A 24,429-nucleotide genomic window follows, 5' to 3' on the forward strand; every position below is an offset into this window, starting at 1 on the left:
CCTTCCACACGCCGGTGGAATACCGAACGGCAGAAGGCTAGGTGCTTTATCTTGTCTCATATTTCTAGGTCAGTGCACTAAAGGGTGCCCGGCTTTTTACATAACGATTACATGCCTTGACTGGGCGAACTTCCTTTCCCGTGTTAAAGTTAAAATATTCTAACATAGGGAGGAATGGATATGGAAGCCAAGCAAACCGTGTATGTTAACACCTTTACAGATGGCATGCTCGATCCGGAAATTGAAATGGAGTATAAGGTTAAAGATGGCGGACAGATTGTTGCCAATACGGCTCCCGGATGCTGGGGGCCGATGATCACCCCTGCCCTGCGTGGCGGACATGAAGTAACAAAGCCGGTCTATGTCGAGGGAGCAGAAGTCGGAGATGCTGTTGCTATCCGTATCAAGTCTATTGAAATCACCTCCCAGGCCACAGCCTCCGGCAATGATAAAACGGTAGACGGCCGGTTTATCGGTGATCCATTTGTAGCTGTGCAGTGCCCGGGCTGCGGGCAAATGCATCCAAAAACAGTAATTAAAGGTATTGGCCAGGAAGCGGTCCGATGTGCCAACTGCGGTGAGGATATCACTCCGTTTGTATTTACAAACGCCTATACCATGGCTTTTAATGACAGCAAATCGATCGGTCTCACGCTTCCACAGAAAGCAGCCGAAAAAATTGCCAAAGACGGGAAAAATTATATGAATACTCCTGAAAATTCGATTCAAAATCCAGTAGTGACCTTTGCTCCCCATGACATTATCGGTGCAGCAGCAAGAACCAGGCCTTTTCTGGGCCAGCTTGGCACCATTCCATCACGCGCTCTGCCTGATTCCCATAATGCTGGAGACTTCGGGCAGGCATTAATCGAGGCTCCTCATGCATACGCTATTACTAAAGAACAATTGGAAGAACGTACAGATGGCCACCTTGATATCAGCCGTGTCCGTGCAGGAGCTTTATTAATCTGTCCGGTAAAAGTTCCCGGAGGAGGCATATACCTTGGTGATATGCATGCTATGCAGGGAGATGGGGAAATTGCCGGGCATACTGCCGATGTTTCCGGCATCGTGCACCTTCAGGCCAATGTGTTAAAAGAAGTGAAACTAGACGGCCCCGTGCTGCTTCCTCTGGTTGAAGATCTTCCCTACACGGCAAAGCCTTTTAGCGATCAGGAAAAAAAGGACGCCCTCGAACTTGCCCGGCAGTGGGGGATCACGGAGCTCGAAGAAGCTTATCCAGTGTCTTTCATTGGCAGCGGCGCAAGCCTGAATGAAGCAACCGAAAATGGGATGGCACGGGCAGCTGAAGCATTGGACGTCACTGTTCCGGAAATTATGAACAGGGCGACCATTACAGGCTCTATTGAGATTGGAAGACATCCCGGCGTAGTTACTGTTACCTTTTTAGCTCCGGGACCGCTTCTTGAAAAAGCCGGGCTTCTTCATACGGTAAAAAACAACTACCAGTAAAAGCATCACTTTATTGCTAAACAGCAACCGCCATTAAGAACCCCGGCTGTCGTCCAGCCGGGGATCTTGCGTTACAGGTCCACTTTTCAGGCGAGTTGGAGTTGTAAAAGAACATTAAATGTGTTCATTTCTAACAACAAGAACGTCGCATTCCGCTCTGCGGACGATGCTTTCCCCGACGCTTCCAAGCAGGAGCCGTTCTGCACTGCTCACTCCCGAGGCACCGGAAACAATTAGGTCGGCTTCGAATTTTTCTGCAGCGTCCTTGGGAATAACCATTTTAGGCGATCCGTACTCCAAAGTGAATGACACGTTGGGAACATTGCTTTTTAATGCCAGTTCACGATAAATTTCAAGCAAATTTCTTCCGTTTTTCTTAAATATTTCAGTGACGTTGCCTCTCGACTGCTCTACTGACGAAATAAGCGGTGTGTGAATAACATGGGCAACTATCGCCTTCGCCTCTTCTTCCTCTGCCATTGCAAGCCCCGCACGGAAAGCATTAGCTGACATTTCCGAGTCATCTATTGCAATTAAAATGTTATTGTATTTTTCAATATCCCGTTTATTTCTGACCACCCAGGTATCACATTCCGCATTCCGTACGATCCCTGCGGAAACGCTTCCCACAATAAACCTTTCAAATGTGCCTATCCCTGAAGCCCCGCAAAGAATTAAATCCGCTTTAAACCTTTTTGCGATATCCTTGGGAATAGTAGTTTTTGGAGAACCGTTTTCCAGAAACACGGTTACGTCCGTGACTCCTGCTTCTTCGGCCTCCTGTCTGCAGGCGGAGATGATCTCTTCCCCTTTTTCTTTGGAGGCCTGCAGTAAATCCGTAGTGTGAAGCCGAGCCTGGCTGTAATGGTTATAATCGATAATATAGCAGATACCTAATGAACAATCGTAAGCCTTTGCGAGCGAAATACCTTTTTTCAATGCAAAGCCAGCCTCCACCGAGCCGTCCGTTGCTACTAAAATACGATTATACCTTTTTTCCATTTTGCCTGCCCCCTATCCATCGTCGTCCTACCGGGAATTAATAAAGCAGATTCTTTCGCCTTCATAACCCCGGTTAATGTAGTTCTTCTTTTATTATAGCATTATCTTCCATGTTCCCATTGTACTTTTTTGCCAAATTATACAGTGGTGTTCTTCGTCTATTTGTTTCATAATAAACATATAGAGAGAATCATTGCGCTTTTGTTTTAGGTCATTTCGTACTCGGAACTCTATTTTGTTCAAGAAAGCGAGGCGTTACTATGATCAGACATTACCAGAATATTCTCATTGCTGTAGACAGTTCGGACGAGTCTATGCAGGCGTTCCGCCGCGGCCTGTCACTGGCGAAAAAACATCAGAGCCGGCTGACGGTCGCCCATGTTGTAGAGTATAGAACGCTAAACCGCCTGGTTCAGTATATACCAACTATTATGGAAACGGCGGGAGAACAGGGCAAGGTATTATTAAACTTATACAAAGCAGAAGCGGAAGGCTCCGGCGTGGATGTCCAGACGGTAATGGAAACTGGTGCTCCAAAAACCATTATTACCAAAGAACTCACTCCGGAGTACGGGACAGATCTGATTATTACCGGAGCCTCCGGAGCAGGCACGGTAGGCAGGTTCATTATGGGAAGTGTATCCACAGGCATTGTGCGAAACGCCAGATGCGACGTTCTTGTCGTCCGAAACAAGGACGCAGGCAGCGATTATAAAAGGATCATTATTGCTATTGATGGTTCTAAAGAAGCGGCCCATGCTTTTGACAAAGGAATAGCTCTGGCAATTGAAGAAAATGCAGCTGTTCTGATCACGCACGTTATTGACTCAGTCGTGCTCACTTCCATGGAGCAGCATGATACCGGCCTTTTTATCGAAATGGAAAGTTATTCTGAAAAGATGCTTGAAGAATACCGGGAAAAAGCGCTGAATGCCGGCTTGGAACATGTAGAAGCAGAGCTTCACCACGGAGCCCCAAAGGTGGTTATTGCAGAAGACCTGGCTAAAAAATACAAAGCCGACCTTATTGTCGTTGGCGCCTCCGGCCTAAATACGACAGAGCGGTTTTTCCTCGGAAGCGTTTCGGAGGGGATCGTACACCGCGCCGACTGTGACGTTTTGCTTGCCCGTCTCTTGGAAGAGGAAGAATAAAATAAGCGAGGCTTGCCCCCGAGGCAGGGGGAGGCCTCGCTTTTATTTAATTTACTATTTTTCCGGATGAAAAACGACTTTTACATAGTTTCCTTTTCCGTTAATTAAATCATTGAAGGTTTCCGGTCCTTGCGAAAGACCCGGGGTGTGGGAGATCATCGGCTCTACATTAATTTGGCCGGTGCTCATATAGTGAAGGGCAGATGCCCATTCTTTTCCAGGGAACGGAGACGATACAGCGTTCCAGGAGCCTAGTATTCTTAGCTCATTACGCACGATGCGTTCAAAATAAAAACGTTCAATCATTACGTCCGCGTATGGAATCCCCATAAACACGACTTCACCGCCCTTTTTGGGAAGGGCAAGCACCTGGGCGGATGTTGCAGGCGCTCCTGCAGATTCTACTGCAAGATCCACCCCGTATCCGCCCGTATGCTCCTCTACCTGTTCATGGGCCGGGCGCTGACTCGAATTAATCAACACGTCCGCGCCGACTTCCCTCGCGGTTTGCAGCTTAACATCATCGATATCAATCGCATACACTTTCTTCGCCCCGAATATCTTCGCCCACTGGACAGCCAGAAGGCCAATGCTTCCGCATCCCATTATGGCCACTTCCGCCCCAGGCTGAATGCTTGTACGGTAAAATCCATGAGCCACCACAGAGGCGGGTTCTACGAGGGCAGCTGTGTCATAATTCACGTTCTCAGGCAGAGGCAGAACATTTTCAGCCGGCAGCTTGACGTATTCTGCATAGGACCCCGGGTGGCGGGCGCCGATGACGGTTAGGTTTTCACATCGTGACAGCTCCCCTTTCTGACAGCTCAGACACTTCCCGCACCGAAACGTTGGGCATCCGGCCACGCGATCCCCGATGCGTATCTGCGATACCCCGGGGCCGGTCTCTGTGACCTCCCCTGCAAATTCATGACCGAAAACCATTCCTTCCATGTACGGGCCCAGCTTTTTGTAGCGGGAAATGTCGGAGCCGCAAAGACCTGCAGCTTTTATCTTAATAATAACATCATCAGCATTTTCAATTACCGGCTTTGAAGCCTCTTCGAATCGGAGGTCCTGCTGTCCGTATAGTTTAAGACTTTTCATGTTTTTCTCCCTTCAAAGTAACAATATTACGATTCTGAATTGGCTGGTTCATTTTTTGCCTTTTTCTTTCCAAACAATATTTTAATCAACGCTGCTCCGACAATGAGTGGATTAAAAATCATTTGATGGTCAAAATAGAACTCTCCGATTACACGCATTGGGCCCAGCATAAAATCAAGCATTAATTCTGTCATGGTGCTCCTCCTTGCTTTTTAATATATTATTTGCCGCGGACAGGGAGCTTTTCTTATTTAGAGCTCCCTGTGTTTTTCATTCGCCTGTCCACTGTTTACTTCCAGCAGATATTAATCCACAGGTGTAAGCAGTACTTTAATAGCTTCACCGTCTTTAATTTTTTGGTAGGCCTTGTCCCACTCCGTGATGTCATATTCGTGAGTGACCATTGCCCGTGCATTCACAAGCCCGCTGTTCATCAGCTCAAGCGAAGGCTCCCAGTCTGCAGGCTTTTGGCTCCGGCTGCCAACTACACGAATTTCTTTTTGAATCACTTTATCAAAGTCAAATTGAATATCCGGCGTTGTAAAAATCCCTACCTGGGCGTACTGCCCTTTTTTCCGCAGCAGCCCAATGGCCTGCTTGGCCGCCGGTACAGCTCCCGAGCATTCAAAAACGAGGTCGGCCCCGTATCCGCCGGTTACACTGTTAACGAATTCATGAAGATCTTCTTCCTGCGAGTTAACAACGTAATCGATTCCGAGCTCTTTAGCCTTTTCAAGGCGCACTTTATCATTTGTCAGTCCGGTTATAATGACTCTGGCTCCCCTGCTTTGCGCCACCTGGGCAGTAAACAGCCCGATAGGTCCTGGTCCGATAACTACTGCAATATCGCCGTCTGAGATTTCTGTCTTAGCTACCGCATGATGCGTGCAGGCAAGCGGTTCTGTCATTGCCGCCGACTCGTAGTCGACATTTTCCGGAAGGTGGTGAAGGCTTGCTTTACGGGCAATTAAATATTTCGCAAACGCCCCGTCGTACTGATTGCCAAGCCCTTTGCGCCAGCTGCATAAGTTGTAGTCGCCGGCTTTACAGTACCGGCACTCCCCGCAAATATAAAACGTCGTTTCAGAGGTAACCCGGTCCCCGGGCTTAAAATCGCTGACGCCTTCTCCGACTTCCACCACTTCACCGGCAAATTCATGGCCAAGCGTCACCGGCGCATTAACTTTGTAATGACCCTCGTAAGCGTGAATATCTGTGCCGCAGACACCTGCGTACTTTACTTTGATCTTTACCTGGTCTTTCCCAGGCGTCGGCTCCTGCTTTTCCTGTACTTCGATGCTTCCATGTTCTAAATCGGTTTTCACCAATGCTTTCATGCTTTCATCCTCCCGGTGTGTTAATTTTCATGTATGTTCTGCTTGAGAGAGGTTTAATTAAACAGCTCGAAGAATCTCCAGATGAGCCAGTTAATCAGATTTCCGCCCTGGTCAATACTTGAAATCCGTGCAGAATCTTCCGGCATGTCGAAATCAGCGTTTTGAGCCATAGTCGTAAATACATTTGCAATATCTGTCGCCATGTATAGCGAAAGTGCGATCATCACGGTACCTACCAGCACAGAGTGAACAATGTTCCCTCTTGCTGCTCCGACGATAAATGCTACAACAAATGGGATCGTCGCCAGGTCCCCGAATGGAAGCAGGGCGTTACCAGGCAGAAATACTGCCAGCACAACTGTAATTGGAACAAGAATTAATGCAGTTGCAATAACGGATGGGTGGCCTAAAAGGACCGCTGCATCCAGCCCGATGTGAATTTCCTTGTTGCTGAAATGCTTGTTCAACCAGTTTCTTGCTGATTCTGATACAGGCATTAATCCCTCCATCAAAATCTTAACCATACGTGGCATCAGTACCATAACTGCGGCCATTGCCATCCCGATTTCAATTACTTCACCTACGCTGTAGCCAGCTAGAGCACCAATAACAACACCGAGGAACAAGCCGATAAAGATAGATTCGCCGAACACACCAAACCGTCTTTGAATACTGTCAGGGTCTGCGTTGAGTCGGTTGATACCGGGAATTTTCTGCAGGCCTTTTACGAGAAAAATACCTGGTGCGTACGATACGGTGCTTCCTGTTGCAATCGATACCCCCGGAAGCTCGTAAAAGTCCTCCACCATCGGTGCTGTCCAGTCAGCAATTTTCAAGGTCACGATTTGAAAGATAACTGCAGCAATAAGTCCTTGAATAATACTGTCAGATACGGTGTATACTACCGCTGCCATAAAGGTGTAGTGCCAGAAATTCCAAATATCCACGTTCATCGTTTTCGTTGTTTTTGTCAAAAGCATGATAACGTTTACAAGCAATCCCAATGGAATAATAAAGGCTGCCACTGCCGTAGAAGCCCAGGCAATAGATGATGTCGCTGGCCAGCCGACGTCAATTACGTCTAAATTAACTCCCAGCCGGTCAACCATTCCCTGCGCTGCCGGGCCTAAGTTATTGACCAGCAGATCGACAACAAGAAAAATCCCTACAAATGCTACCCCAATCGTTAAACCGGACCGAAATGCTTTTCCCGGCTTCTGCCCGAATAATAAACCGAGCAAAAAGATAACGACTGGTAAAATTACTGTCGCCCCGAGATCTAAAAATCCTTGTACAAGATCTACGAATCCTTGCATGCCGCTTCCCCCTCATACCTGTAATTAATGAGCCCGGCCCCCTCGTAAAACAAGGACACCGGGACTGCTGTTATTTTTTCAGTTCATCCAGAATTTCCTGCTTGGTATCTTCCATACCGATCCCTGTCAGGAAAGAACGTGCGTTGATTACCGGAAACGGGTATTCCTTTTTGATGGTAGCTGTCGTTACCAGCAAGTCAGCAGTATCAACATAGCTTTCTACTTCCGCTATTTTAATCTGCTTAAGATCTACTGATAATTTATGCTCCTTAGCCATATCTTCAATAGCACCGTTAACAACTGTAGAAGTTGCTACGCCTGCTCCACATGCTACTAATACTTGTTTTTTTGCCATTATCTTTCACCTCCTTTAAATGATAACGCCTCTAATTTCTCTTCCATCATCTTTTTGATCTGCTTTTTATCAGAGGTACTACTAAGCTCTTTTAAAACATTCTGGTCCTGAAACACCTGCATAAGCTGCTGCAAAAGCTTCAGCTGGGAGTGTGCCTCATCCATCGCAAGCATAAACACAATTTTCACCGGCACTGTTTCTTTGTCGTCACCCATAACAATAAAATCAACGGGGTCCCTCAGTATTCCTACACTGATTGCTTTTCGCTGCACATGCTCTACATCGGTATGAGGAATCGCAACCGCAATATCTCCTGTCGGCAGGCCGGTAGCGTACTCATTTTCTCTTTGGACTACCGCTTCTACGAAGCTTTGTTTTACCAGCTCATTGCTTACTAAATTTTGTGCCATCATCCGCAATACTTCTTCTTTAGAGCTTCCGTCTATATCTAAAAGAATGACGGGAGTATCGAAATATAAGCCGCTCATCAGGCCCCTCCTTGGTGGAATTAAAATTGTCGCAGTTAATCTTTGGAATACGACTGAATAATTTTGTATATGTCTTTAACAGAATCTGAAGCTGTTATTTGATTTCTTGCTGTTTGTGAGCCTGCAAGCTTCATTAACTGCATCAGCGCGTGAATGTGCTTCTGTTTATCTACTGCAGCAATGACGATCACCAGATTGATCCGGTATTCTCCAGAGAAAAGAACTCCTTCCTTCAATCTCAACAAACTCATTCCTACTTCGTTCACCCCGTCTTCCGGTGAAGCATGGGGTATGGCTATATTAGGCCCTATCACAATATAAGGGTCTTCTTCTGTATAACACAGCATTCTGTTTACATAATCTTCCGTAATACTTTTACGTTCAAGTAGCGGCCCGGCCCCCGCCCAGACGGCCTCTTTCCAGTCGGCCACGCTGTCCTTCAGGGTGATGGAGGCTGGAGTGATTAATTCATCCAAATTGTATTCAGCCTTGCCCATGCTGTAATTGACTGAATTTTCATTATCCTGATTAATATAATTTTGAATATCTTCTATAAGTGCACTCTCATTATGGATATGGGCATGGCGCCCGATAATTTGAATAATTTCATTAATGTCCAGATGGTTTGGCAGATATCCGTACAGTTCAAGCATTACCTGCTTACGAAGACGCTGCCGCTCTTCTCTGCCTAAAAATGTTTTTACCACGAACAGCTTTTTGTCCGTCTCAAGAAATGTCGGAGCAAAGACAATGTCGTACTCGAGATGGTAATGAAGAAACTCTCGTACAGATAAAGAATCGAGAAAGACAAATTCCGGAAAAAGCTCACTCAGCTCGTTCAGCATTAGTCTTGAAACAGATACGCCCTGAGGACATACCACAATGGCTTTTACCTTCTTTTCAATGCTCTCGCCCTGCCTTTTCATCCACCCACCGATCAGCATTGTAATAAAGCTGCTCTCGCTGTCCGGAATCGGGCTGCCGATTAATTTTTCAAGCGGCGCTGTAGACTGCTTTACTAGGTGATGGAGCGCTTTAAATTCCTTGCTGAGCGGCACCTGTGTGGATGAAGTTTCCGACAGCTGGTATTTAATGCGGTAATAAGCTGGCTTAATGTGTTGAAGCAGCTTATCAAGCAGCTGGTCCCGTTCATGCAAGTATACACAGGCGCTTTTTTCAAACTGGCGCAGCATGTCATCTGTGGCAGCTCCTAAATTCGGGATCACGTCATCTTCCATTGGAAAAGAGGTGCTGTAGACGCTTACGGTCAGCAAGTGCAATGTCACAAATAACCGCTCTTCCATCGGAATATGTTCATTTTTTTTGAAAATCTCCTCTGTAGCCTGATACTCTTTCGTATCAGAAAGCTCTTCATACTGAATGGAAAATGTATTAATAGCAAAACCTTTTTTAATTCTCTTTAAAATTAAAGCTAATATATACGGCATCGTTTCCAGCTTTTCATCGGTGAATTTCAGGCTGAGCTTGCTTTCGACATTTTCAATCCGTTTGCGGTAATCGTCGAGCTCCTCTTCTCCAATACCGGCTATTTTTTTGATTCGTGAAGCGCCTTCCTGCATGAATAGCAGCTGGTAGGTGACGTTCATTAACAGCTTGCGGATTTGAAATTCTTTCCCTTCCACCAGGTAACCCTCTTTGCGGGAATATTTGATGGATAGGTGATAATCATCGAGATACTGCTGCACTTCTTTCAGCTCGTTCAAAACGGTGTTTTTACTCAACTGAAGCTCACTTGTAAAATGATTTAAGGAAAGCGGCTCTTCGCTGCCAATGAGCATCATAATGAGGTAATAAATACGTTGTTTTCCGGTGAGTACTGGTTTTTCAGCTGCAATAATTTCTTCATCCATACCAAAATTCGTGTAAACAGACTGATCAATAATGAAATGCCCCTGGCGCGTTCGTTCAATAACCGGGAGATCTTTGCTTAAAAGCCAGTCGTTTACTTTATTCATGCTGTAGCCCAGCTGTCTTCGTGTTAGTTGGTACTTTTCTTCAAGCGCCATGCTAGTGACCGATGGATTACGGATTAGTTCACTTAATATTTCATTATCCCGTTCACTTAGCGGCATTTCCTTCCCCCCTTTGATTAATTTTTATTCTATCAGCCGCTGCAACACAAATGTATACGTTTTCATCTCAGTTCTTTGAACATTTGATGTACAATATTGTGATTTACATTCTACAAACCAACTTCGTACATTGATGCATAAGGCTCTAAGGACGCACCGCAGCACCCACACGAATTAAAAATTATAGTACCTTTTGCTTTGCTTTTTTCTACACTACGCATCTATTTTCCAACAAAAAAACAGCTGCCGGCAGCAGCTGTTACTTGTTATTCATAAGTCACACTTTTTCGTTAAAATCATCTGCTTCTTTTTCGTTTTCCTGTTTCTTTTGATTGGTTTCTTTTTCCTCTTTTTTAACTTTAGCCCGTTTTCTTATAAAATCCATTTCCACAGGAATATAGCCGCCCTCATTGACCATCCGGTCTATTTCACGCTCGTATTCTTCATCAATCAATCGCCGTTTCATAGGTATCCCCCTTTTCGCAATTGAGTTTTAGCCTATTACTGAAGCAAGGTCCCCAGCATCAATTTTCTGATTCAGCAATTGAAAGCCGAAGGGTCTACTCATTCGCATTCCCCCTGATGTTTTTATGCGCCTGACAAGTATCATTCCTATACATTTCTATTCCCTGTTTTTATGCATTTTGAACAAAAAGTCCGCTGAAAAATTATTTTTCAGCGGACTTTTTATTCAAGATGAAATACTTCCTCGAGAGGAGTAGTAACCGGGCTGTTATCTTCATTTGTTTCCATTAAAGGAGCCATAGCTTCCCACCACCTTTGGTTAACGGAAGTGGAAGCCATTTGCTGCCACAGTTCTTCGTCCTCTACTTCAAGATAGGCAAACAGCCTGCTCGTTTCTTTCTCCAGAAAGATCGAATAGTTGGCTGCTCCGTGCTGTTTTAAGGCCTCTTTCATTTTCGGCCAGAGCTGATCATGCTTCTCGATATATTCTTCAACTTTATCGGGGTATACGTACATTATTAACGCCAGACGTTTCATATTCATTTTCCTTTCAGTTACCTTTTGGTTTTTTTATTGGAAGCAGATAAACGCAATAAAAGAAGGAAGAATGAACTTTCTTCCTTCTATATTACTCTTTTATTTCACCAGGTCTTTTTGTATTTTTGCTTCCTCGGTCGTGCCGTAACGTTCGATTTGTATTTCTTCGAGCGATTTATTTCGTGTTTCTGGTGCGAGAGTTAAACCAACGATCATGTGTAATACAAGAAACCCGATCATAATCGCCCCTGCTGTCTGAAAACCAAATACGGTAATCAGCGTCGGAATCGCAAGCGAAATCAAACCGACAAATACCCGGGCTGTACAGAAAAGCAGCCCCTGCGCTGCTGCGCGGTATTTTGTATGGAACAGCTCCGCTGACCACAGACCGTAAAAAGCCTGCGCTCCAAAGCCTGCCGAGAGCCCCCAGAGAACAACGAATACAAGCAGTTCCGCGGTGCCCATTCCGCCAAATGAAAGCACTATCCAGGCTACAATACCCATAACAGCGCTTACCCCGAAGATAAGCTTCCGGTTTACCCTGTCACCCAGTTTAATAAATACAAAATAGGTGGACAAAACGGTCAGTCCCCAGAGGAAAGCCTGAAGCAGGTTAGCCTGTGCTCCCGAAAGGCCGCCTACTGTTTCGTAAATATAGGGCATAAAATAACCCATGACGCCAGCCACCATGTTCCAAAACGTATAAACTCCGACGAGCAGGGTGATTGCATGAAGATTGGCACGGTTGGTGAACAACTCTTTCATATTTTCTTTACTGAAAATTCCGCCCTTGTTCGCTGCCCGGTCTTCCTTCTTCTGTTTTTCCCAGATTGCGGACTCCTCAATTTTTCGCTGGAAGAGCCAGGTAACAAAAGCGATCAAAAAGAGCTGGAAGAAAATAATCCGGCTTCCGAGCAGTCCTAGAGGAGCCAGTAGAACGGATAAAATAAAGACGACTGCCGGCCCCATCGACCAGGCAAACTGTCCCCAGCCGACACGTGCGGCTCTCTCTTTCTCCGGTGCTTCCTCAGCAATATAGGTCCACGAAGGCGGTATACCCGCCCCGACAGAAATACCAGTAATCACATAACCTACTAGAAGCATGGGAAAAGAAAAAGAAAAAACAATAAGCAATATACCGAGCATGTATACGAGCAGGTTATATTTATAAATAAATTTTCTCCCGTACCGATCGACTAAAAAGCCGCTGATCAGTGCACCAATGGCAGCCCCGAATCCGTTGGCACTGAGCGCCCCAAGTAGTCCAACTGTAGCATCCGTAAGACCCAGGTACTGAACCCAAAGTGTAAGCCCGGCTGCACCGGCTACAATAGAACCAGCTTCGAGGTAGTTCGACATAGATACAGAAAGAGTGGCAGCGAGACTTCCTCTTTCCACTTTTTTCATTCCATTTCCTCCTTAAAGGTTTATAGATTCTTTCTCTGCCGGCCTCCTTTTAATTGTTAACCAAAACAACTTTCATTTTATTGGTTTTTTGTCTGTTATTGTTGTTTTAATTTGTATTTATTATTGTAAGGGTTTACACAAATGAAAGTCAACAACAATTTACCCTCTCTATGTTTTGATTTTTCTTTCATTTTCTTTCTGAAATGATTTATAAGCCGGAACAATAACTTACATTTTCTTTTTCGCCAAAAAAGCATACACGAAGATGAAATCTTTTTGCATATTTAAATCCTCCCGCGCTCTTTTATGTTATTTTTAATGTTGGATAGTTGTTTGAGATGTTTAATTCACGAGAAACAGGAAATAAAATGTAGCTAATACGCCAGTGGAGGGTACTTATGATAGCGGTTATTATATTCTTTTTATTCGTTTCCTTCTTTTTATCAGGAAGCGAGACTGCTTTAACAGCAGCAAATCGTGCACGAATGCAGGCCCGTGCCGAAGAAAATGACAAACGGGCGAAAAATTTATTAAAACTGACGAGGAAACCGGATGAACTGATCACAGCCATCCTGATCGGAAACAATATATCCAACATTATGCTTCCTACACTCGTTACAGTACTTGCCTTAAATTACAATTTTTCTGTCGGCATAGCTACTGCTATTTTGACGCTTGTGCTCATCATCTTTGCTGAAGTCCTGCCTAAATCTATTGCTGCTACTTTTGCGGACAAAGTAGCTTACATAGTCGCACCGGTAATTACAGTTCTTGTATTCATTTTTAAGCCGCTCACGTTTTTATTAAATTCTTTCACCCGCGGCGTTATTAAGCTGATTACTAAGGGCGAAGGACCGTCCCAGACGTATTCACGCGAAGAAATCAAAACAATGGTTGACGTTGCTTCCTCCGAAGGCACCTTTGAAAAGCAGGAGCAGGACCGTATTAAACGGGTGATTGATTTTTACCGCAAGGACATCCGTGACGTTTTAAAGGTGCCTAGAATGGAGATTACCGGCATCCCTATCGAAAGCGATTTTCAGGAAGTGCGGGACATCACCATCAGCCATAACCACACACGGTATCCGGTATATCAGGATAATATGGATCATATTGTCGGGGTCTTTCATGCGAAGCTTCTGCTTATATGGGCTGAGCAGAGTGACAAAACGCTTAACGATTTTATTGATAACAATCCTTTGTATGTAGTGGAAACCAACTCTGTAGATAACGTGTTCAAACGAATGCTCAATGAACAGAAGCACCTCGCCGTAGTACTTGATGAATACGGCGGGACGATGGGGATGGTCACCCAGGAGGACATTATTGAAGCAATGATCGGCCAGGAAATTGAGGATGAGCATGACACCCGCTCCGAACAGCTCATCGAGGAGCTGACCGACGAAGTTATTATCTGTGATGGGAAGCTTGCCATCAGCCGCTTCAATGAAATTTTCAACACCCGGGTGGAAGAAGAAGAGGATATTATCGCGGGCCTGCTGTACCGGGAATTCGATCATATACCTGAAGAGGGCGAGACTCTTCAGTATGAAAATCTTCATTTTGAAGTGCTAACAATGGATAATAATCAGATCAAACGCGTACGCGTTGTAAAAGAAGAGGAAGAAGAGGAAGATTGATACGCTTTAATCCGGAGGAAGTTCTCCGGGTTTTAAGTGGCAATATTCTGCCGCAGATATGCTTTGCTTTTTTGATGACGGCTTTAGGAGTGCTTTTTTATTCGTCCTGGTAGCCACCACCTTTTTCTTAAAGCTATTCACAAAATCCGTCTGGTGCCATTTGCTTTATACCGCATTATATTGGCCGTGATCGTTTATTTTTAGTATTACTGTAAAGAAACTGGCCTTTAAATAAAGCAGCTTTTTTCATACTCAAATTGGGCAGGCCTGCGTAACAGTTTCATAGGGCCTTCACCTTTTACTTTGATTGCTCTTATAGTTTTCGTTATGATGGAGGCATTCAATCCATAGGGGGACAGTCAATGCGCAAAACTGTTTATATTCATGTGGGGTATCATAAAACCGCCACAACTTTTCTGCAGAAAAGCATTTACCCGAAATTAACGAACGAAATGACGTACCTTTCCCGTGGAGAAATTCAGCACTATCTTTACCAGATACGTCATAAGAAATTATCGGAAAAACAAATTCTCCAACTGCGTTCCGGAATAGAGGAAATGGCAGAGACTGAAAAGCCGCTGCTCATTTCTTATGAGGGGCTTTCCGGCAATCCCATGTCCATGAGAAAAAAGATTAAAGACAACCTTACGATTTTAAAGGACCTCCGGCGTATTTTCCCCGAAGAAAGCTACGATGTCCATATTATTGTCGGCGTCCGGTGGCAGATTGAGCTTCTTACCTCTCTCTACGTACAGTACATTCACCAGGGCGGCTATAAACAAGCTCCCGTCGTGTTTGAAGAGTGGGAACGCCTCGGGGTGCTTGATGGATACTATTATTTTCATTACTTAGAACAAATCAAGCACTTATTTGGCAGCAACAATTACTACCTTATGCAATACGAACGTTTCAGAGAAAGTGAAATGAGGGAGCTCACCGCACTTCTTCAGTATATGGGAATTACAGAGGTACCCGAATACAGTGCTGCGAAAGTCAACCGAAGCTACGGCACAATGCAGCTCAAAGCTGCCCGGAAAATGAACTACTTTTTTAAAACTCCCTTTAATCCAAACGCTCCTATACCCACAAAAAGAAGGCTTCCTCTTTCACGCGTGCTCCTGCAGAACCGGGCGAGCTTTATGCTTCACTACCAAAGGTATTATCTTCCTGAGTCACTACAACAAGTGCTTCATGCAAAGTACCAGGACGACAACCGCTTATTTTCCCAGTATTATGGTATTGATTACACAAAAACTGACATGTAGGAAACATTCTTTCCTTGGGTATTTCCGACTTTTCCCAAAATAGAATGAGCCTTTGTCTTTCAGGGATAAAGACGCTCAAAAATATTGCAGGAGGCTAAAATATATGAGTGGGAAAACAGGGAACAAAACTGATAACTCGAACCGTGTATTTTTGAAAATCACTAAAAGGCCCTTTCTCTCTTCTTCGATTGTTTACGGTGTGATGATGGCTGCCATCGCGGTTATTGGAATAGCTGGAAAAGACCGGGGAGAAAAATAGCTGAAAAAGGAGACCCGGTTTTTTCGGGTCTCCTTCTTTAATGGCCTGCCTGCCAAGGCCTAGGGACCCGCTGCCGAGGCTGTTGCATGGCGGGAAGATCTTTTCGCTGCCGTGTTTTCGGCTGCATGCCCTGCTCGATCCGGGCCTTTATCTTCGCATCCATCTTAGACAGGTGTACTGGCTGGAAGACCCTTCCGGCGGCTTCCCCGCATGAGGGACACGGCGCTTCGCTGACCCGCGCTCCCTTTGATGCCATCCAGCGCTCAAACGTACCACACGTCCGGCATTTAAACGTAAACTGGGCCATATTAATCCAACTCCGGTAGAATGTTCTGGTAAAAGATGTCTTTAGGCAGGGCCAGCGTGCAGCAGGCGTTCGGTATATCCACTACGCCTGCCACCGTGCCCTGCACCGGCGCCGTACCTAAAAGCATATAGGCCTGCTCCCCGGTGTACCCAAGCGTTTTCAGAAATTCAATCGCATTCAGACAGGCATTCCTGTAAGCAACATTGGCATCCAAATACGTCTGGCCTCCGGAAAATTCATTAACAGAGACACCTTCAAAGACTAGAAATTCATTGTAATGCGGCATCACCGGTCCCGGCTTAAACGCGGGATTTCGTTGAATACGGTGTTTTTCCATGCCGTTCTTAATCACATGTACCTGCAGGTCAATCCAGCCGGGCATTTCAATCCCGCCGCAGAACGTAATCTCTCCGTCCCCCTGCGAGAAATGAAGATCTCCCACCGACAGCTTTGCCCCGTCGACAAATACCGGAAAGTACACTCTCGAGCCCTTCGATAGATTCTTAATGTCACAGTTGCCGCCATTTTCCCTTGGGGGTACCGTTCTTGCTCCTTCAGCTGCTACCCGGTCGAACTCTTCTCCCTTGAGGTTCCCGAGCACCGCCGAATGCTCTGTCGGCAGATTCGCCAGCGGAGGCACCCGGTCAGGATTTGTATCTACCAGTTCCTTTTCCCTGCGGTTCCATTCATTCAGCATGTCCTGCGACGGCGCTACGCCGATCAGCCCCGGATGAATAATACCTGCAAATTTTACATTTGGCACATGCCTGGAAGTGGCATAAATCCCTTCGAAATCCCAAATAGATTTGGCCGCTTCCGGATAATGGTCCACTAAAAAGCTTCCACCGTTTTCTTTAGCGAAAATGCCATTGAATCCCCATTCATGTGAATGAAACGTTCCGATATCCAGAATATCAACAACAAGCAGATCGCCCGGTTCCACACCGTTTACATGGACCGGACCGCTTAGTACGTGCACCCGGTCGAGATTCACGTGCTTAATGTCCGAGGGGTCATCATTGTTGCTTATCTGGCCATCGGTCCAATCCAGGCATTCCATCCGGAATGTCTCTCCCGGGTCTACGGAAAATACGGCAGGAATATCCGGGTGCCAGCGGTTGTGCCCCGGCGTCGTCTGTTGGTCCATCGTTTTGTTCAGATCTACCTCAAACAGCTTTTTCGGCATAGAAAGCCCCTCCTGTTTATAAAATACCCGGAGACACAGCACGCGATATTTAAATTTTCTAAATATATTTGATAAAAAAAGGGGGAGAACCCCTTTTTTAAATCTATGCTAAAGTAATTGATTCGTCTGCATAGACGCTTTGAACCGAGCGGATAATCTCTATGCCTTCATCCATCGGGCGCTGGAACGCCTTACGTCCCATGATCAGTCCCATGCCGCCGGCACGTTTGTTAATTACTGCTGTTTTAACAGCATCCTCTAGATCCGATTCGGCAGAGCCCCCGCCGGAGTTAATCAAGCCGGCCCGGCCCATAAACGAATTCATTACCTGGTAACGGGTCAGGTCAATCGGGTGGTTACTCGTCAGCTCCGAATACACTTTGTCGTGAGTCTTGCCGTATCCGACTGCTGTATAGCCGCCGTTGTTGGTCGGCATTTTCTGTTTTACAATATCTGCCTGCAGGCTTGCTGATAAATGTATTGCCTGGCTCGTCAGGTCAGAGGCTGTATGATAATCCGTTCCGTCTTTCTTAAAGCCTGGATTACGGAGATAGGCCCAAAGAATAGTGCCAAGGCCAAGTTGGTGAGCACGTTCAAAGGCTTTCGACACCTCCTGGATCTGGCGGTCGCTCTGCTCCGAACCAAAGTAAATCGTCGCTCCAACCGCTACTGCTCCCATATTATAGGCCTGGTCGACAGAGCCGAACATAATTTGGTCGTGCGTTTCCGGATAAGTCAGCAATTCATTGTGGTTAATTTTGGCAATAAAAGGGATCTTGTGTGCGTAATCCCTTGCGATTGATCCAAGCGCCCCGACTGTGGAAGCTACCGCATTGCAGTTACTTTCCATGGCGAGCTTTACGATGTTTTCCGGATCAAAATACATAGGGTTCGGCGCAAACGAAGCCCCTGCTGAGTGTTCGATGCCCTGGTCAACCGGCAGAATAGACAGATACCCCGTTCCGCCAAGTTGGCCGTGGTCAAATAAGCTCTGCAGGTTGCGCAGTACTACCGGAGAACGGTCCGTCGCTTTGTACACCCGGTCGACAAAATCAGGCCCCGGGACATAGAGATTTTCTTTCGGCACTGTTTTGCTTTGATGGTTTAATAAGTAATCCGCATCCTGTCCTAAAATTTCCTTTGTTGAAGCCATCGTAATACCTCCTCACCAGTTTAGCTAATTCTTCTTCCCTAATTCCCTTATTAGGGAAGAACATAAACAAAATTTCACCAGAATTTATGAAAAGGTTTATCTCTGGAAAGGTGTTTATATAGATAATTTTTGCTGTAAGTATACGATTTAGCAGGATCATGACGATATATATTACAAATGCTGCCTCTTTGTTTAAGCTGTTTCAATACAATCAACTTTTCCGCTGGAAAGGGCGTTTCCTATGAAAATAAATTATCTATTTGTCATGTTCGCTGTCTATATGTTCTTCGGTGTTTTTATCGGGATCAGTTTTGCAGTTATCATGCCGGCAGTTATTCCCATTCCTGCTTCGTTTTTAAAAATGTTTTATACCGCTTCGATTACCGCCGGTGTGGCGCTCGGCCTCTTGAATTACTTTCTTTTTTTCGGTTTTGTGCGCCGGTGCATTGATCACTTTCAGGCTGTACTGACCTCTGTGCGTAACGGAGATCTCAGCGCTCGTGCTTCATTTCAAAGCACTGGAATAATTGGCCGGCTAAATGACGATTTGAATCGCACTATAGCCCACCTTGAGGCCACTAAAGAAAAGGTCGGCCGCGATGATTTAACCAATCTGCCGAACCGGGCTGCCCTGCAGCAGTTTTTTCAAGAAACCTCCAACTCGGGCTTTTCTTATCTTCTTTACTTTATTGATGTGGATCAATTTAAAACTATTAACGATACCTACGGCCACATTACCGGCGACCGTGTGCTTCAGTTCACTGCCGGCCGAATTGGCAGCGCCTGCAGTCCAGAACAGCGCCTTTACCGTTTAGGAGGAGACGAGTTTGTCATTATGGAGCAGATCGGCACGAAAAATACGAAAAGCACGCAGCTGACCAAAAGCCGTATCGCCCAACAGCTTCGTGTCCCTTACACAGACGGGCAAATTACTTTTACTATTGCCGTCAGCATTGGGGTGTATGAGTCCTCAGGCCAGCACGAGGATTTTGCTTCCGTGCTGCATAAGGCTGATCAAAAAATGTATAAAGCCAAACGCCAAAAGCACGAAAGCTCGCTTCCATTTAACTAAAGAGGCTTCGAAACCTTTTGTGGTACCGGGAAAATATTTCTGCCACAATTCCTTCATTTTTACAGTAATAATGGCCTATGCTTTTTGATTTAATTTGTATCGATAAATGTTTAGAGAGGCAATTCTTCCTTTTTTCTGCTTCAATATTTTCAGCCTCCCTTTCTATGGGCAGGCAGAAACAAAAGAGCAGTATGGCTGGGGCTTTATCAGGTTAAAGAACCAGTACAATATTAAAGGGGTGTAGGGGATGAAGGAATGGTTTAATTTTAAAAGCTTGCGTGCAAAAATTTTAACTGGCTTTCTGGTGCTTATATTGCTGGTCACAGCGCTTGGCGTCTATAATTTTTACGCCAACAGCAGGGCAAATGCCGAAACAAAGGATATTGTTGAACAGCAGCTCCCACTATTGATCGCTGATGAAAAACTAGCGTTTAATATGGCACAGCGTGTCGCCCTCTCCCGGGGGTACGTTTTATTCGGGGATGAGGAATTTAAAAGCAGCTTTATGGAATACACAGAAGAAAGCGCTGCGCTGGAAGAGGAGATGCTCGCCGACTTCGATTCTGCTGAGCTGGAGACATTAACGGAAAAGAGTATCGAATGGGAGCAGATTATTACCTCGGAGGTTTTCCCAGCTTACGAAGCAGGTAATGAAGAAGAAGCTAAACAGATACTAAATACCACTGCCAAGCCACTGGCCCGGGAGATTATGACCGGCTTTGAAGATTTGGCTGGAAAAAGAGAAGGATTAATCACAGCTGCAGGGGAAGATGTGCTTGAAAGCGGCAGAAACCTGATGACTACCGGTACAATTATTTCCCTTTTAGTCATCCTTGCCGGAACTGCCATTTCCTTTTTTATGGCACGCACGATCTCTGCTCCAATTAAAACGGTCATGCACCGTATGCAGGCTATTGCAGAGGGCGACTTGAGCCAGGAGCCGATGCAAGCTACATCCCGCGATGAAACTGGAAAGCTCGTACAAGCCGCCAATCAAATGAATAACAACATGACCCGGCTGCTTACACAAATTAAAAAGATGTCCACAGACGTATCGGATCAGAGCCAGAATTTAACTCATTCGGCGAACGAGGTGAAGGCAGGCTCCCAGCAGGTGGCCGTTACGATGGAAGAGCTCGCTTCCGGAGCAGAATCCCAGGCGACAAGTGCCAGCAGCATCGCTTCATTAATGAGTGACTTCACTGAAACTGTTTCCGATGCCCATACGAAGGGCGAAGACGTTCGCAGCTCATCAACACATATTCTCTCTATTACAAATGAAGGCCGGCAACTGATGGACACTTCAGTGCATCAAATGGAAAAGATCGATGCTATCGTAAAAAATGCGGCCGTGAAGGTCGAAGGGCTCGATAAACAATCCCAGGAAATTTCAAAATTAGTTTCTGTGATTAACGATATTGCCAACCAGACGAATTTGCTTGCTTTAAACGCTGCCATTGAAGCTGCCCGTGCCGGCGAGCAGGGTCGCGGATTTGCCGTAGTGGCTGATGAAGTACGAAAGCTTGCCGAGCAGGTGTCTGCTTCCATTACAGACATTACCGGCATTGTAGAGGGTATTCAGAACGAATCTTCCTCTGTCGCCGCCTCTCTGCAGGCAGGATATAAAGAAGTAGAACTCGGCACCTCCCAGATTCAAACAACGGGAGAAACATTCAATACGATCAATACAGCTATTCAGGCAATGGCAGAAAACCTCCAATCCGTCACTCAAAATCTGGCGGCTATCTCTTCAAGCAGTCAGGAAATCAATGCTTCCATTGAAGAAATCGCTTCTGTATCCGAAGAATCTGCTGCCGGGGTCGAACAGACTGCCGCTTCCGTCCAGCAGACGAGCAGCTCCATGGAGGAAGTTTCCGCTAATTCAGAAAACCTGAACGACCTTGCCCTCCAGCTGAACGCCGAAGTAGATAAATTTAAGCTGTAATACGAATAATAAGGCCCGGAGATTTTTTCTCCCGGCCTTCTTTGTTATTCTAGATCTGTTTTACGCTTCAGCGGCTTTACTGCCGGGCCTTCAATAACCTCCCCATCGTAGGAAAATCTTGACCCATGGCACGGACAGTCCCAACTCCGTTCTGCATTGTTCCAGGAAAGATCACAGCCCATATGCGTACAGGTGGTGTCGACAACATACAGCCTTCCTGTTTCATTCCGGTAAGCTCCGGCCTTCCCGTCTTCGGTATTAATTAAAGCTCCTTCATCATTTTCCAGGTTCTTTTCTTTATCGCCCCGGTTGGATTTTCCTTTAACCATTTCTTTCCCGACATCCATGTTTTCGGCTGCGAAGGATTGAATGTTTTTCTTTTTCAGTTCAGAGCGCGTCGGGTCAAACGCTTCTTTGTAGATATTTTCATTGCCTAGCACGTAATCAGCCAGCATTTTTCCTGCTGCTTCGCTGTTGCTTATTCCCCATTTCATGAAGCCGGTGGCAGTAAAAATCTGCCTTTCTCCGGAAGCCATCGGCCCGACATACGGCATTTTATCCAAGGTAATCATATCCTGAGCCGACCAGCGGTAAGGCACTTCCTGCAGACCAAAGTGCTCTTCACCGAAGGTACGCAGCGCCTCGTACCGCTCAAACGTGCTGGTTTCATTTTTACCAGATGTATGACCTTCCCCGCCGATTAAAAGAAGATCCTCTCCGTTCTCATCTTTTGCTGTACGAAGCGATCTTGAAGGCGAATCTACACTAATATACATATGCCTTGGCATCGTCTGGACTTTAGCCCCGATAATGTAGGAACGCTCCACGTGCAGACGGCTGTAATATTTCCCCATGCCGTCGTTAAAAGGGAAATGGCTTGTCACCAAAAGATAATCACTCGTAATTTTGCTTTCATTGTTTGTGTTAACTACGACTTTACCATTTGATTTATTTACATCCGAAGCCCTCGTATTTTCATACACACGCCCGCCCAGCCGGACTACCTCTTCAAGAAGTGCATGGTAATAATGCACTGGCTGAAACTGGGCCTGATTGCGTATCACAAGGGCCCGAGCGACAGCATACGGAAGATCATGTTCTTCAGAAGCCTCTCCGCCGTTAACGTTTAGCAGCCGGTATGCTTCGGCTTCCTGCTCCATCACTTTTTGCTGCTGTTCGCTATTCGTATAAATAAAAGCGTCCCGTTCCTCCCATTTGCAATTAATACCAAGCTCTTCCACCCGGTTTCGCATATCACGGATCGCCTGTTCGTTAGCTTCATGGTACTGGCTTGTTTTTTCCCGCCCTTGATTTTGCATCAGCTCATCGTATATCATGCCGTGCTGGGAGGATATTTTTGCTGTTGTATTTCCGGTGGTGCCTTCAAGTACCCTTCCCGCTTCGAGCAGCACAACTTTGGCTCCAGCCTTCGCTAAATAGTAAGCAGCTGTAATACCGGCTGCTCCGGCGCCTGCAATAGTAACTTCTGCGGTGTCTTCGCCGCTGTGTGCCGGCATGTTTGTAGATTCGCTTTCCTTAAGCCATAAAGAATGTGGATATAAAGGGACACTTCTGTTGTTAGTCATTGTAGTTCCTCCTTATAGTTATTCAAACCGCGGCTGCTTTATCTTCCCGGGGGCGGGCTGCCTTATACCAGTGCCAGCAGAGAATCACCATAATGGCAATATCCACCGCATCGCCCCCGTAATACATCAGCATTGATCCTGCCTGGGCAGCTTCCTGGCCTACCCCTGCCGGCGGTGACACGTACAAGTATTTGGATAAAATACCGTGCCCTGCAAGCGCTGCCACAAGCACCCCGGATCGGAACAGGAAAGAATACCGATGAGGCATCGGATCAATATAAATAATTGAAGCTGTAAACGCATACCCCGCCAAGAAAATATGGACATGAATGATAATATAGATAAGAGCAGAAGCATGCATCAAGGCGTACAACCCGGTCGTATATAAAAACCACAAACCGCCAATATTCAGCACCGTGGCCGTCACCGGATGAGAAATTATTGTTACAAAGCGGCTCCGCAGCATTTTAGCCAGTTTTTTCGCTGCAGGTACTGGCAAAGCACGAAGAGCAAGCGTTACCGGCGCCGCAAGCACTAAACAAAGCGGTGCCAGCATGCCAAGCAGCAGGTGCCCGGTCATATGAATGACAAATGAATCGTGAGCCATCCGCGGAATTGGCCCGAGGACTGAAATCACTGCCGCCGCTGTGCCAGTGACGAACAAGCCGATGCGGCGTGCCGGCCATCCCGCATCCCGGAAAGCTGCAAAAAGATACAGCAGGCACACAAGGATAAAGGGGGCCGCAAGTATTCCTTCTGCAATATAATGAGCAGTAGTCATCAGCTTATACCGTTTCTTTCTGTTTTTTCATCTGCGAAGTCTGCCTCCATACCACTATGCCGGCAATAAGGATGACGAGTGCACTAATATTCCATACAAGATCGTAAGGAAGAATATCTACACCGTACCGTATCTGGTGAATGCCCATCCATTTATGCTGGACCAGGCCATCGTAAAGCTGAAAAAAGCCGGCCCCGGTCAGTGTGCCCCCGATCCACCGACGCAGCCAGAAGCTCTGCCGGCGCCGGAGATCAGCCACCATAAATAAGGCAGCTACCGTAGCAAACCAGCTGAATGCATGAAAAAAGCCATCTGAGATGAGCCCTGCGGTCGTTGTTGATAAATCATAAAAATGGTGCCAGTGTAGCAGCTGGTGAAAGACTACTTCATCGATAAAAGCAATGAGCCCGAGACCGAAAAGAAAGCCGGATAATATATTTCGCCCGGCGTAGTTTTTCTGGTTTCTCCGAAGCATAGCTTCATTTTTTTCTGACATGGCTGGTCCTC

24 protein-coding genes are annotated in these 24,429 nt (G+C 46.0%); 7 read left to right on the plus strand and 17 right to left on the minus strand.

All coding sequences use genetic code 11. The features are described 5' to 3' along the window. The first annotated feature begins 180 nt into the window (after positions 1 to 180). Complete coding sequence (locus tag ACTTK6_RS14360) at positions 181 to 1,473, plus strand: acetamidase/formamidase family protein (RefSeq protein WP_079475682.1); 1,293 nt, start codon at positions 181 to 183, stop codon at positions 1,471 to 1,473. Positions 1,474 to 1,587: 114 nt separating this feature from the next. Here ACTTK6_RS14360 and ACTTK6_RS14365 read toward each other — a convergent pair whose 3' ends face one another. Further along, on the minus strand, positions 1,588 to 2,475 hold the full coding sequence (locus ACTTK6_RS14365; protein WP_079475681.1) for a universal stress protein: 888 nt from the start codon (positions 2,473 to 2,475) through the stop codon (positions 1,588 to 1,590). Between the two features lie 260 nt (positions 2,476 to 2,735). Here ACTTK6_RS14365 and ACTTK6_RS14370 point away from each other — a divergent pair, with 260 nt between their 5' ends. Further along, complete coding sequence (locus tag ACTTK6_RS14370) at positions 2,736 to 3,626, plus strand: universal stress protein (RefSeq protein ID WP_094908801.1); 891 nt, start codon at positions 2,736 to 2,738, stop codon at positions 3,624 to 3,626. A 54-nt stretch (positions 3,627 to 3,680) separates the two neighbouring features. Here the strand turns inward: ACTTK6_RS14370 and ACTTK6_RS14375 are convergent, their stop codons facing one another. The 10 genes from ACTTK6_RS14375 to ACTTK6_RS14420 form a co-directional block, all read right to left on the minus strand. Then, positions 3,681 to 4,730 carry a galactitol-1-phosphate 5-dehydrogenase gene (locus ACTTK6_RS14375; RefSeq protein ID WP_079475680.1) on the minus strand — a complete coding sequence of 350 codons (1,050 nt, stop codon included), beginning with the start codon at positions 4,728 to 4,730 and terminating at the stop codon, positions 3,681 to 3,683. Positions 4,731 to 4,756: 26 nt separating this feature from the next. Beyond that, positions 4,757 to 4,924 (minus strand): hypothetical protein, encoded by a 168-nt coding sequence (locus tag ACTTK6_RS14380; protein ID WP_179124082.1) that lies wholly within the window; start codon positions 4,922 to 4,924, stop codon positions 4,757 to 4,759. 111 nt (positions 4,925 to 5,035) lie between these two features. Further along, positions 5,036 to 6,067: a zinc-binding dehydrogenase gene (locus ACTTK6_RS14385; protein ID WP_094908800.1), complete on the minus strand. Its 1,032-nt coding sequence runs from the start codon at positions 6,065 to 6,067 to the stop codon at positions 5,036 to 5,038. Between the two features lie 53 nt (positions 6,068 to 6,120). After that, on the minus strand, positions 6,121 to 7,383 hold the full coding sequence (locus ACTTK6_RS14390; protein ID WP_079475678.1) for a galactitol-specific PTS transporter subunit IIC: 1,263 nt from the start codon (positions 7,381 to 7,383) through the stop codon (positions 6,121 to 6,123). 70 nt (positions 7,384 to 7,453) lie between these two features. Then, positions 7,454 to 7,738 carry a PTS sugar transporter subunit IIB gene (locus ACTTK6_RS14395; RefSeq protein ID WP_022794068.1) on the minus strand — a complete coding sequence of 95 codons (285 nt, stop codon included), beginning with the start codon at positions 7,736 to 7,738 and terminating at the stop codon, positions 7,454 to 7,456. Continuing rightward, complete coding sequence (locus ACTTK6_RS14400) at positions 7,738 to 8,226, minus strand: PTS sugar transporter subunit IIA (protein WP_094908799.1); 489 nt, start codon at positions 8,224 to 8,226, stop codon at positions 7,738 to 7,740. Before ACTTK6_RS14400 ends, ACTTK6_RS14395 begins: the two co-directional genes overlap by 1 nt. A 35-nt stretch (positions 8,227 to 8,261) precedes the next feature. After that, the gene (locus ACTTK6_RS14405) at positions 8,262 to 10,319 is read right to left on the minus strand and encodes a BglG family transcription antiterminator (RefSeq protein ID WP_462833746.1); all 2,058 of its coding nucleotides are present in this window, start codon (positions 10,317 to 10,319) and stop codon (positions 8,262 to 8,264) included. Positions 10,320 to 10,596: 277 nt separating this feature from the next. After that, positions 10,597 to 10,785 (minus strand): hypothetical protein, encoded by a 189-nt coding sequence (locus tag ACTTK6_RS14410; protein WP_094908797.1) that lies wholly within the window; start codon positions 10,783 to 10,785, stop codon positions 10,597 to 10,599. Between the two features lie 221 nt (positions 10,786 to 11,006). Next, the gene (rhaM, locus tag ACTTK6_RS14415; RefSeq protein WP_094908796.1) at positions 11,007 to 11,321 is read right to left on the minus strand and encodes an L-rhamnose mutarotase; all 315 of its coding nucleotides are present in this window, start codon (positions 11,319 to 11,321) and stop codon (positions 11,007 to 11,009) included. A gap of 99 nt (positions 11,322 to 11,420) precedes the next feature. Further along, complete coding sequence (locus ACTTK6_RS14420) at positions 11,421 to 12,728, minus strand: MFS transporter (RefSeq protein WP_079475673.1); 1,308 nt, start codon at positions 12,726 to 12,728, stop codon at positions 11,421 to 11,423. 398 nt (positions 12,729 to 13,126) lie between these two features. On the opposite strand from ACTTK6_RS14420, the gene ACTTK6_RS14425 reads away from it, so the two are divergent. From ACTTK6_RS14425 to ACTTK6_RS14435, 3 genes are all read left to right on the plus strand, one after another. After that, positions 13,127 to 14,368, plus strand: a complete 1,242-nt coding sequence (locus ACTTK6_RS14425; protein WP_079475672.1) for a hemolysin family protein — start codon at positions 13,127 to 13,129, stop codon at positions 14,366 to 14,368. 362 nt (positions 14,369 to 14,730) lie between these two features. After that, positions 14,731 to 15,633, plus strand: coding sequence for a sulfotransferase domain-containing protein (locus tag ACTTK6_RS14430; RefSeq protein ID WP_462833747.1), 903 nt, complete (start codon positions 14,731 to 14,733; stop codon positions 15,631 to 15,633). A gap of 103 nt (positions 15,634 to 15,736) precedes the next feature. Then, positions 15,737 to 15,892 carry a hypothetical protein gene (locus ACTTK6_RS14435; protein WP_462833748.1) on the plus strand — a complete coding sequence of 52 codons (156 nt, stop codon included), beginning with the start codon at positions 15,737 to 15,739 and terminating at the stop codon, positions 15,890 to 15,892. Between the two features lie 37 nt (positions 15,893 to 15,929). Here ACTTK6_RS14435 and ACTTK6_RS14440 read toward each other — a convergent pair whose 3' ends face one another. The 3 genes from ACTTK6_RS14440 to ACTTK6_RS14450 all read right to left on the minus strand — a co-directional run bounded on the left by ACTTK6_RS14440 (position 15,930) and on the right by ACTTK6_RS14450 (position 18,538). After that, positions 15,930 to 16,199, minus strand: a complete 270-nt coding sequence (locus tag ACTTK6_RS14440; protein ID WP_462833749.1) for an FmdB family zinc ribbon protein — start codon at positions 16,197 to 16,199, stop codon at positions 15,930 to 15,932. A gap of 1 nt (position 16,200) precedes the next feature. Continuing rightward, positions 16,201 to 17,385 carry a formamidase gene (gene fmdA / locus ACTTK6_RS14445; RefSeq protein ID WP_090928338.1) on the minus strand — a complete coding sequence of 395 codons (1,185 nt, stop codon included), beginning with the start codon at positions 17,383 to 17,385 and terminating at the stop codon, positions 16,201 to 16,203. A gap of 103 nt (positions 17,386 to 17,488) precedes the next feature. Beyond that, entirely contained in the window at positions 17,489 to 18,538 is a 1,050-nt protein-coding gene (locus tag ACTTK6_RS14450; RefSeq protein WP_462833750.1) for a class I fructose-bisphosphate aldolase, read from the minus strand. Positions 18,539 to 18,779: 241 nt separating this feature from the next. Here ACTTK6_RS14450 and ACTTK6_RS14455 point away from each other — a divergent pair, with 241 nt between their 5' ends. Continuing rightward, positions 18,780 to 19,610 carry a GGDEF domain-containing protein gene (locus ACTTK6_RS14455; protein ID WP_462833751.1) on the plus strand — a complete coding sequence of 277 codons (831 nt, stop codon included), beginning with the start codon at positions 18,780 to 18,782 and terminating at the stop codon, positions 19,608 to 19,610. Between the two features lie 247 nt (positions 19,611 to 19,857). Further along, the gene (locus tag ACTTK6_RS14460; RefSeq protein WP_462833752.1) at positions 19,858 to 21,555 is read left to right on the plus strand and encodes a methyl-accepting chemotaxis protein; all 1,698 of its coding nucleotides are present in this window, start codon (positions 19,858 to 19,860) and stop codon (positions 21,553 to 21,555) included. Between the two features lie 44 nt (positions 21,556 to 21,599). Here the strand turns inward: ACTTK6_RS14460 and ACTTK6_RS14465 are convergent, their stop codons facing one another. From ACTTK6_RS14465 to ACTTK6_RS14475, 3 genes are read right to left on the minus strand one after another with little or no spacing between them, the layout of a single operon-like run. Then, the gene (locus ACTTK6_RS14465; RefSeq protein ID WP_462833753.1) at positions 21,600 to 23,141 is read right to left on the minus strand and encodes an FAD-dependent oxidoreductase; all 1,542 of its coding nucleotides are present in this window, start codon (positions 23,139 to 23,141) and stop codon (positions 21,600 to 21,602) included. A 22-nt stretch (positions 23,142 to 23,163) separates the two neighbouring features. Beyond that, the gene (locus ACTTK6_RS14470) at positions 23,164 to 23,922 is read right to left on the minus strand and encodes a cytochrome c oxidase assembly protein (protein ID WP_462833754.1); all 759 of its coding nucleotides are present in this window, start codon (positions 23,920 to 23,922) and stop codon (positions 23,164 to 23,166) included. A gap of 4 nt (positions 23,923 to 23,926) precedes the next feature. Beyond that, on the minus strand, positions 23,927 to 24,418 hold the full coding sequence (locus ACTTK6_RS14475; RefSeq protein WP_079475663.1) for a DUF2243 domain-containing protein: 492 nt from the start codon (positions 24,416 to 24,418) through the stop codon (positions 23,927 to 23,929). Between the last annotated feature and the right edge of the window lie 11 nt (positions 24,419 to 24,429).

The sequence above is a fragment of the Marinococcus salis genome (genome assembly GCF_054971365.1).

Bases quoted from the DNA above. Each gene is read 5' to 3' on its own strand.
- ACTTK6_RS14360 (WP_079475682.1), top strand. From the start codon at position 181: ATGGAAGCCAAGCAAACCGTGTATGTTAACACCTTTACAGATGGCATG.
- ACTTK6_RS14365 (WP_079475681.1), bottom strand. From the start codon at position 2,475: ATGGAAAAAAGGTATAATCGTATTTTAGTAGCAACGGACGGCTCGGTG.
- ACTTK6_RS14370 (WP_094908801.1), top strand. From the start codon at position 2,736: ATGATCAGACATTACCAGAATATTCTCATTGCTGTAGACAGTTCGGAC.
- ACTTK6_RS14375 (WP_079475680.1), bottom strand. From the start codon at position 4,730: ATGAAAAGTCTTAAACTATACGGACAGCAGGACCTCCGATTCGAAGAG.
- ACTTK6_RS14380 (WP_179124082.1), bottom strand. From the start codon at position 4,924: ATGACAGAATTAATGCTTGATTTTATGCTGGGCCCAATGCGTGTAATC.
- ACTTK6_RS14385 (WP_094908800.1), bottom strand. From the start codon at position 6,067: ATGAAAGCATTGGTGAAAACCGATTTAGAACATGGAAGCATCGAAGTA.
- ACTTK6_RS14390 (WP_079475678.1), bottom strand. From the start codon at position 7,383: ATGCAAGGATTCGTAGATCTTGTACAAGGATTTTTAGATCTCGGGGCG.
- ACTTK6_RS14395 (WP_022794068.1), bottom strand. From the start codon at position 7,738: ATGGCAAAAAAACAAGTATTAGTAGCATGTGGAGCAGGCGTAGCAACT.
- ACTTK6_RS14400 (WP_094908799.1), bottom strand. From the start codon at position 8,226: ATGAGCGGCTTATATTTCGATACTCCCGTCATTCTTTTAGATATAGAC.
- ACTTK6_RS14405 (WP_462833746.1), bottom strand. From the start codon at position 10,319: ATGCCGCTAAGTGAACGGGATAATGAAATATTAAGTGAACTAATCCGT.
- ACTTK6_RS14410 (WP_094908797.1), bottom strand. From the start codon at position 10,785: ATGAAACGGCGATTGATTGATGAAGAATACGAGCGTGAAATAGACCGG.
- rhaM (WP_094908796.1), bottom strand. From the start codon at position 11,321: ATGAAACGTCTGGCGTTAATAATGTACGTATACCCCGATAAAGTTGAA.
- ACTTK6_RS14420 (WP_079475673.1), bottom strand. From the start codon at position 12,728: ATGAAAAAAGTGGAAAGAGGAAGTCTCGCTGCCACTCTTTCTGTATCT.
- ACTTK6_RS14425 (WP_079475672.1), top strand. From the start codon at position 13,127: ATGATAGCGGTTATTATATTCTTTTTATTCGTTTCCTTCTTTTTATCA.
- ACTTK6_RS14430 (WP_462833747.1), top strand. From the start codon at position 14,731: ATGCGCAAAACTGTTTATATTCATGTGGGGTATCATAAAACCGCCACA.
- ACTTK6_RS14435 (WP_462833748.1), top strand. From the start codon at position 15,737: ATGAGTGGGAAAACAGGGAACAAAACTGATAACTCGAACCGTGTATTT.
- ACTTK6_RS14440 (WP_462833749.1), bottom strand. From the start codon at position 16,199: ATGGCCCAGTTTACGTTTAAATGCCGGACGTGTGGTACGTTTGAGCGC.
- fmdA (WP_090928338.1), bottom strand. From the start codon at position 17,385: ATGCCGAAAAAGCTGTTTGAGGTAGATCTGAACAAAACGATGGACCAA.
- ACTTK6_RS14450 (WP_462833750.1), bottom strand. From the start codon at position 18,538: ATGGCTTCAACAAAGGAAATTTTAGGACAGGATGCGGATTACTTATTA.
- ACTTK6_RS14455 (WP_462833751.1), top strand. From the start codon at position 18,780: ATGAAAATAAATTATCTATTTGTCATGTTCGCTGTCTATATGTTCTTC.
- ACTTK6_RS14460 (WP_462833752.1), top strand. From the start codon at position 19,858: ATGAAGGAATGGTTTAATTTTAAAAGCTTGCGTGCAAAAATTTTAACT.
- ACTTK6_RS14465 (WP_462833753.1), bottom strand. From the start codon at position 23,141: ATGACTAACAACAGAAGTGTCCCTTTATATCCACATTCTTTATGGCTT.
- ACTTK6_RS14470 (WP_462833754.1), bottom strand. From the start codon at position 23,922: ATGACTACTGCTCATTATATTGCAGAAGGAATACTTGCGGCCCCCTTT.
- ACTTK6_RS14475 (WP_079475663.1), bottom strand. From the start codon at position 24,418: ATGTCAGAAAAAAATGAAGCTATGCTTCGGAGAAACCAGAAAAACTAC.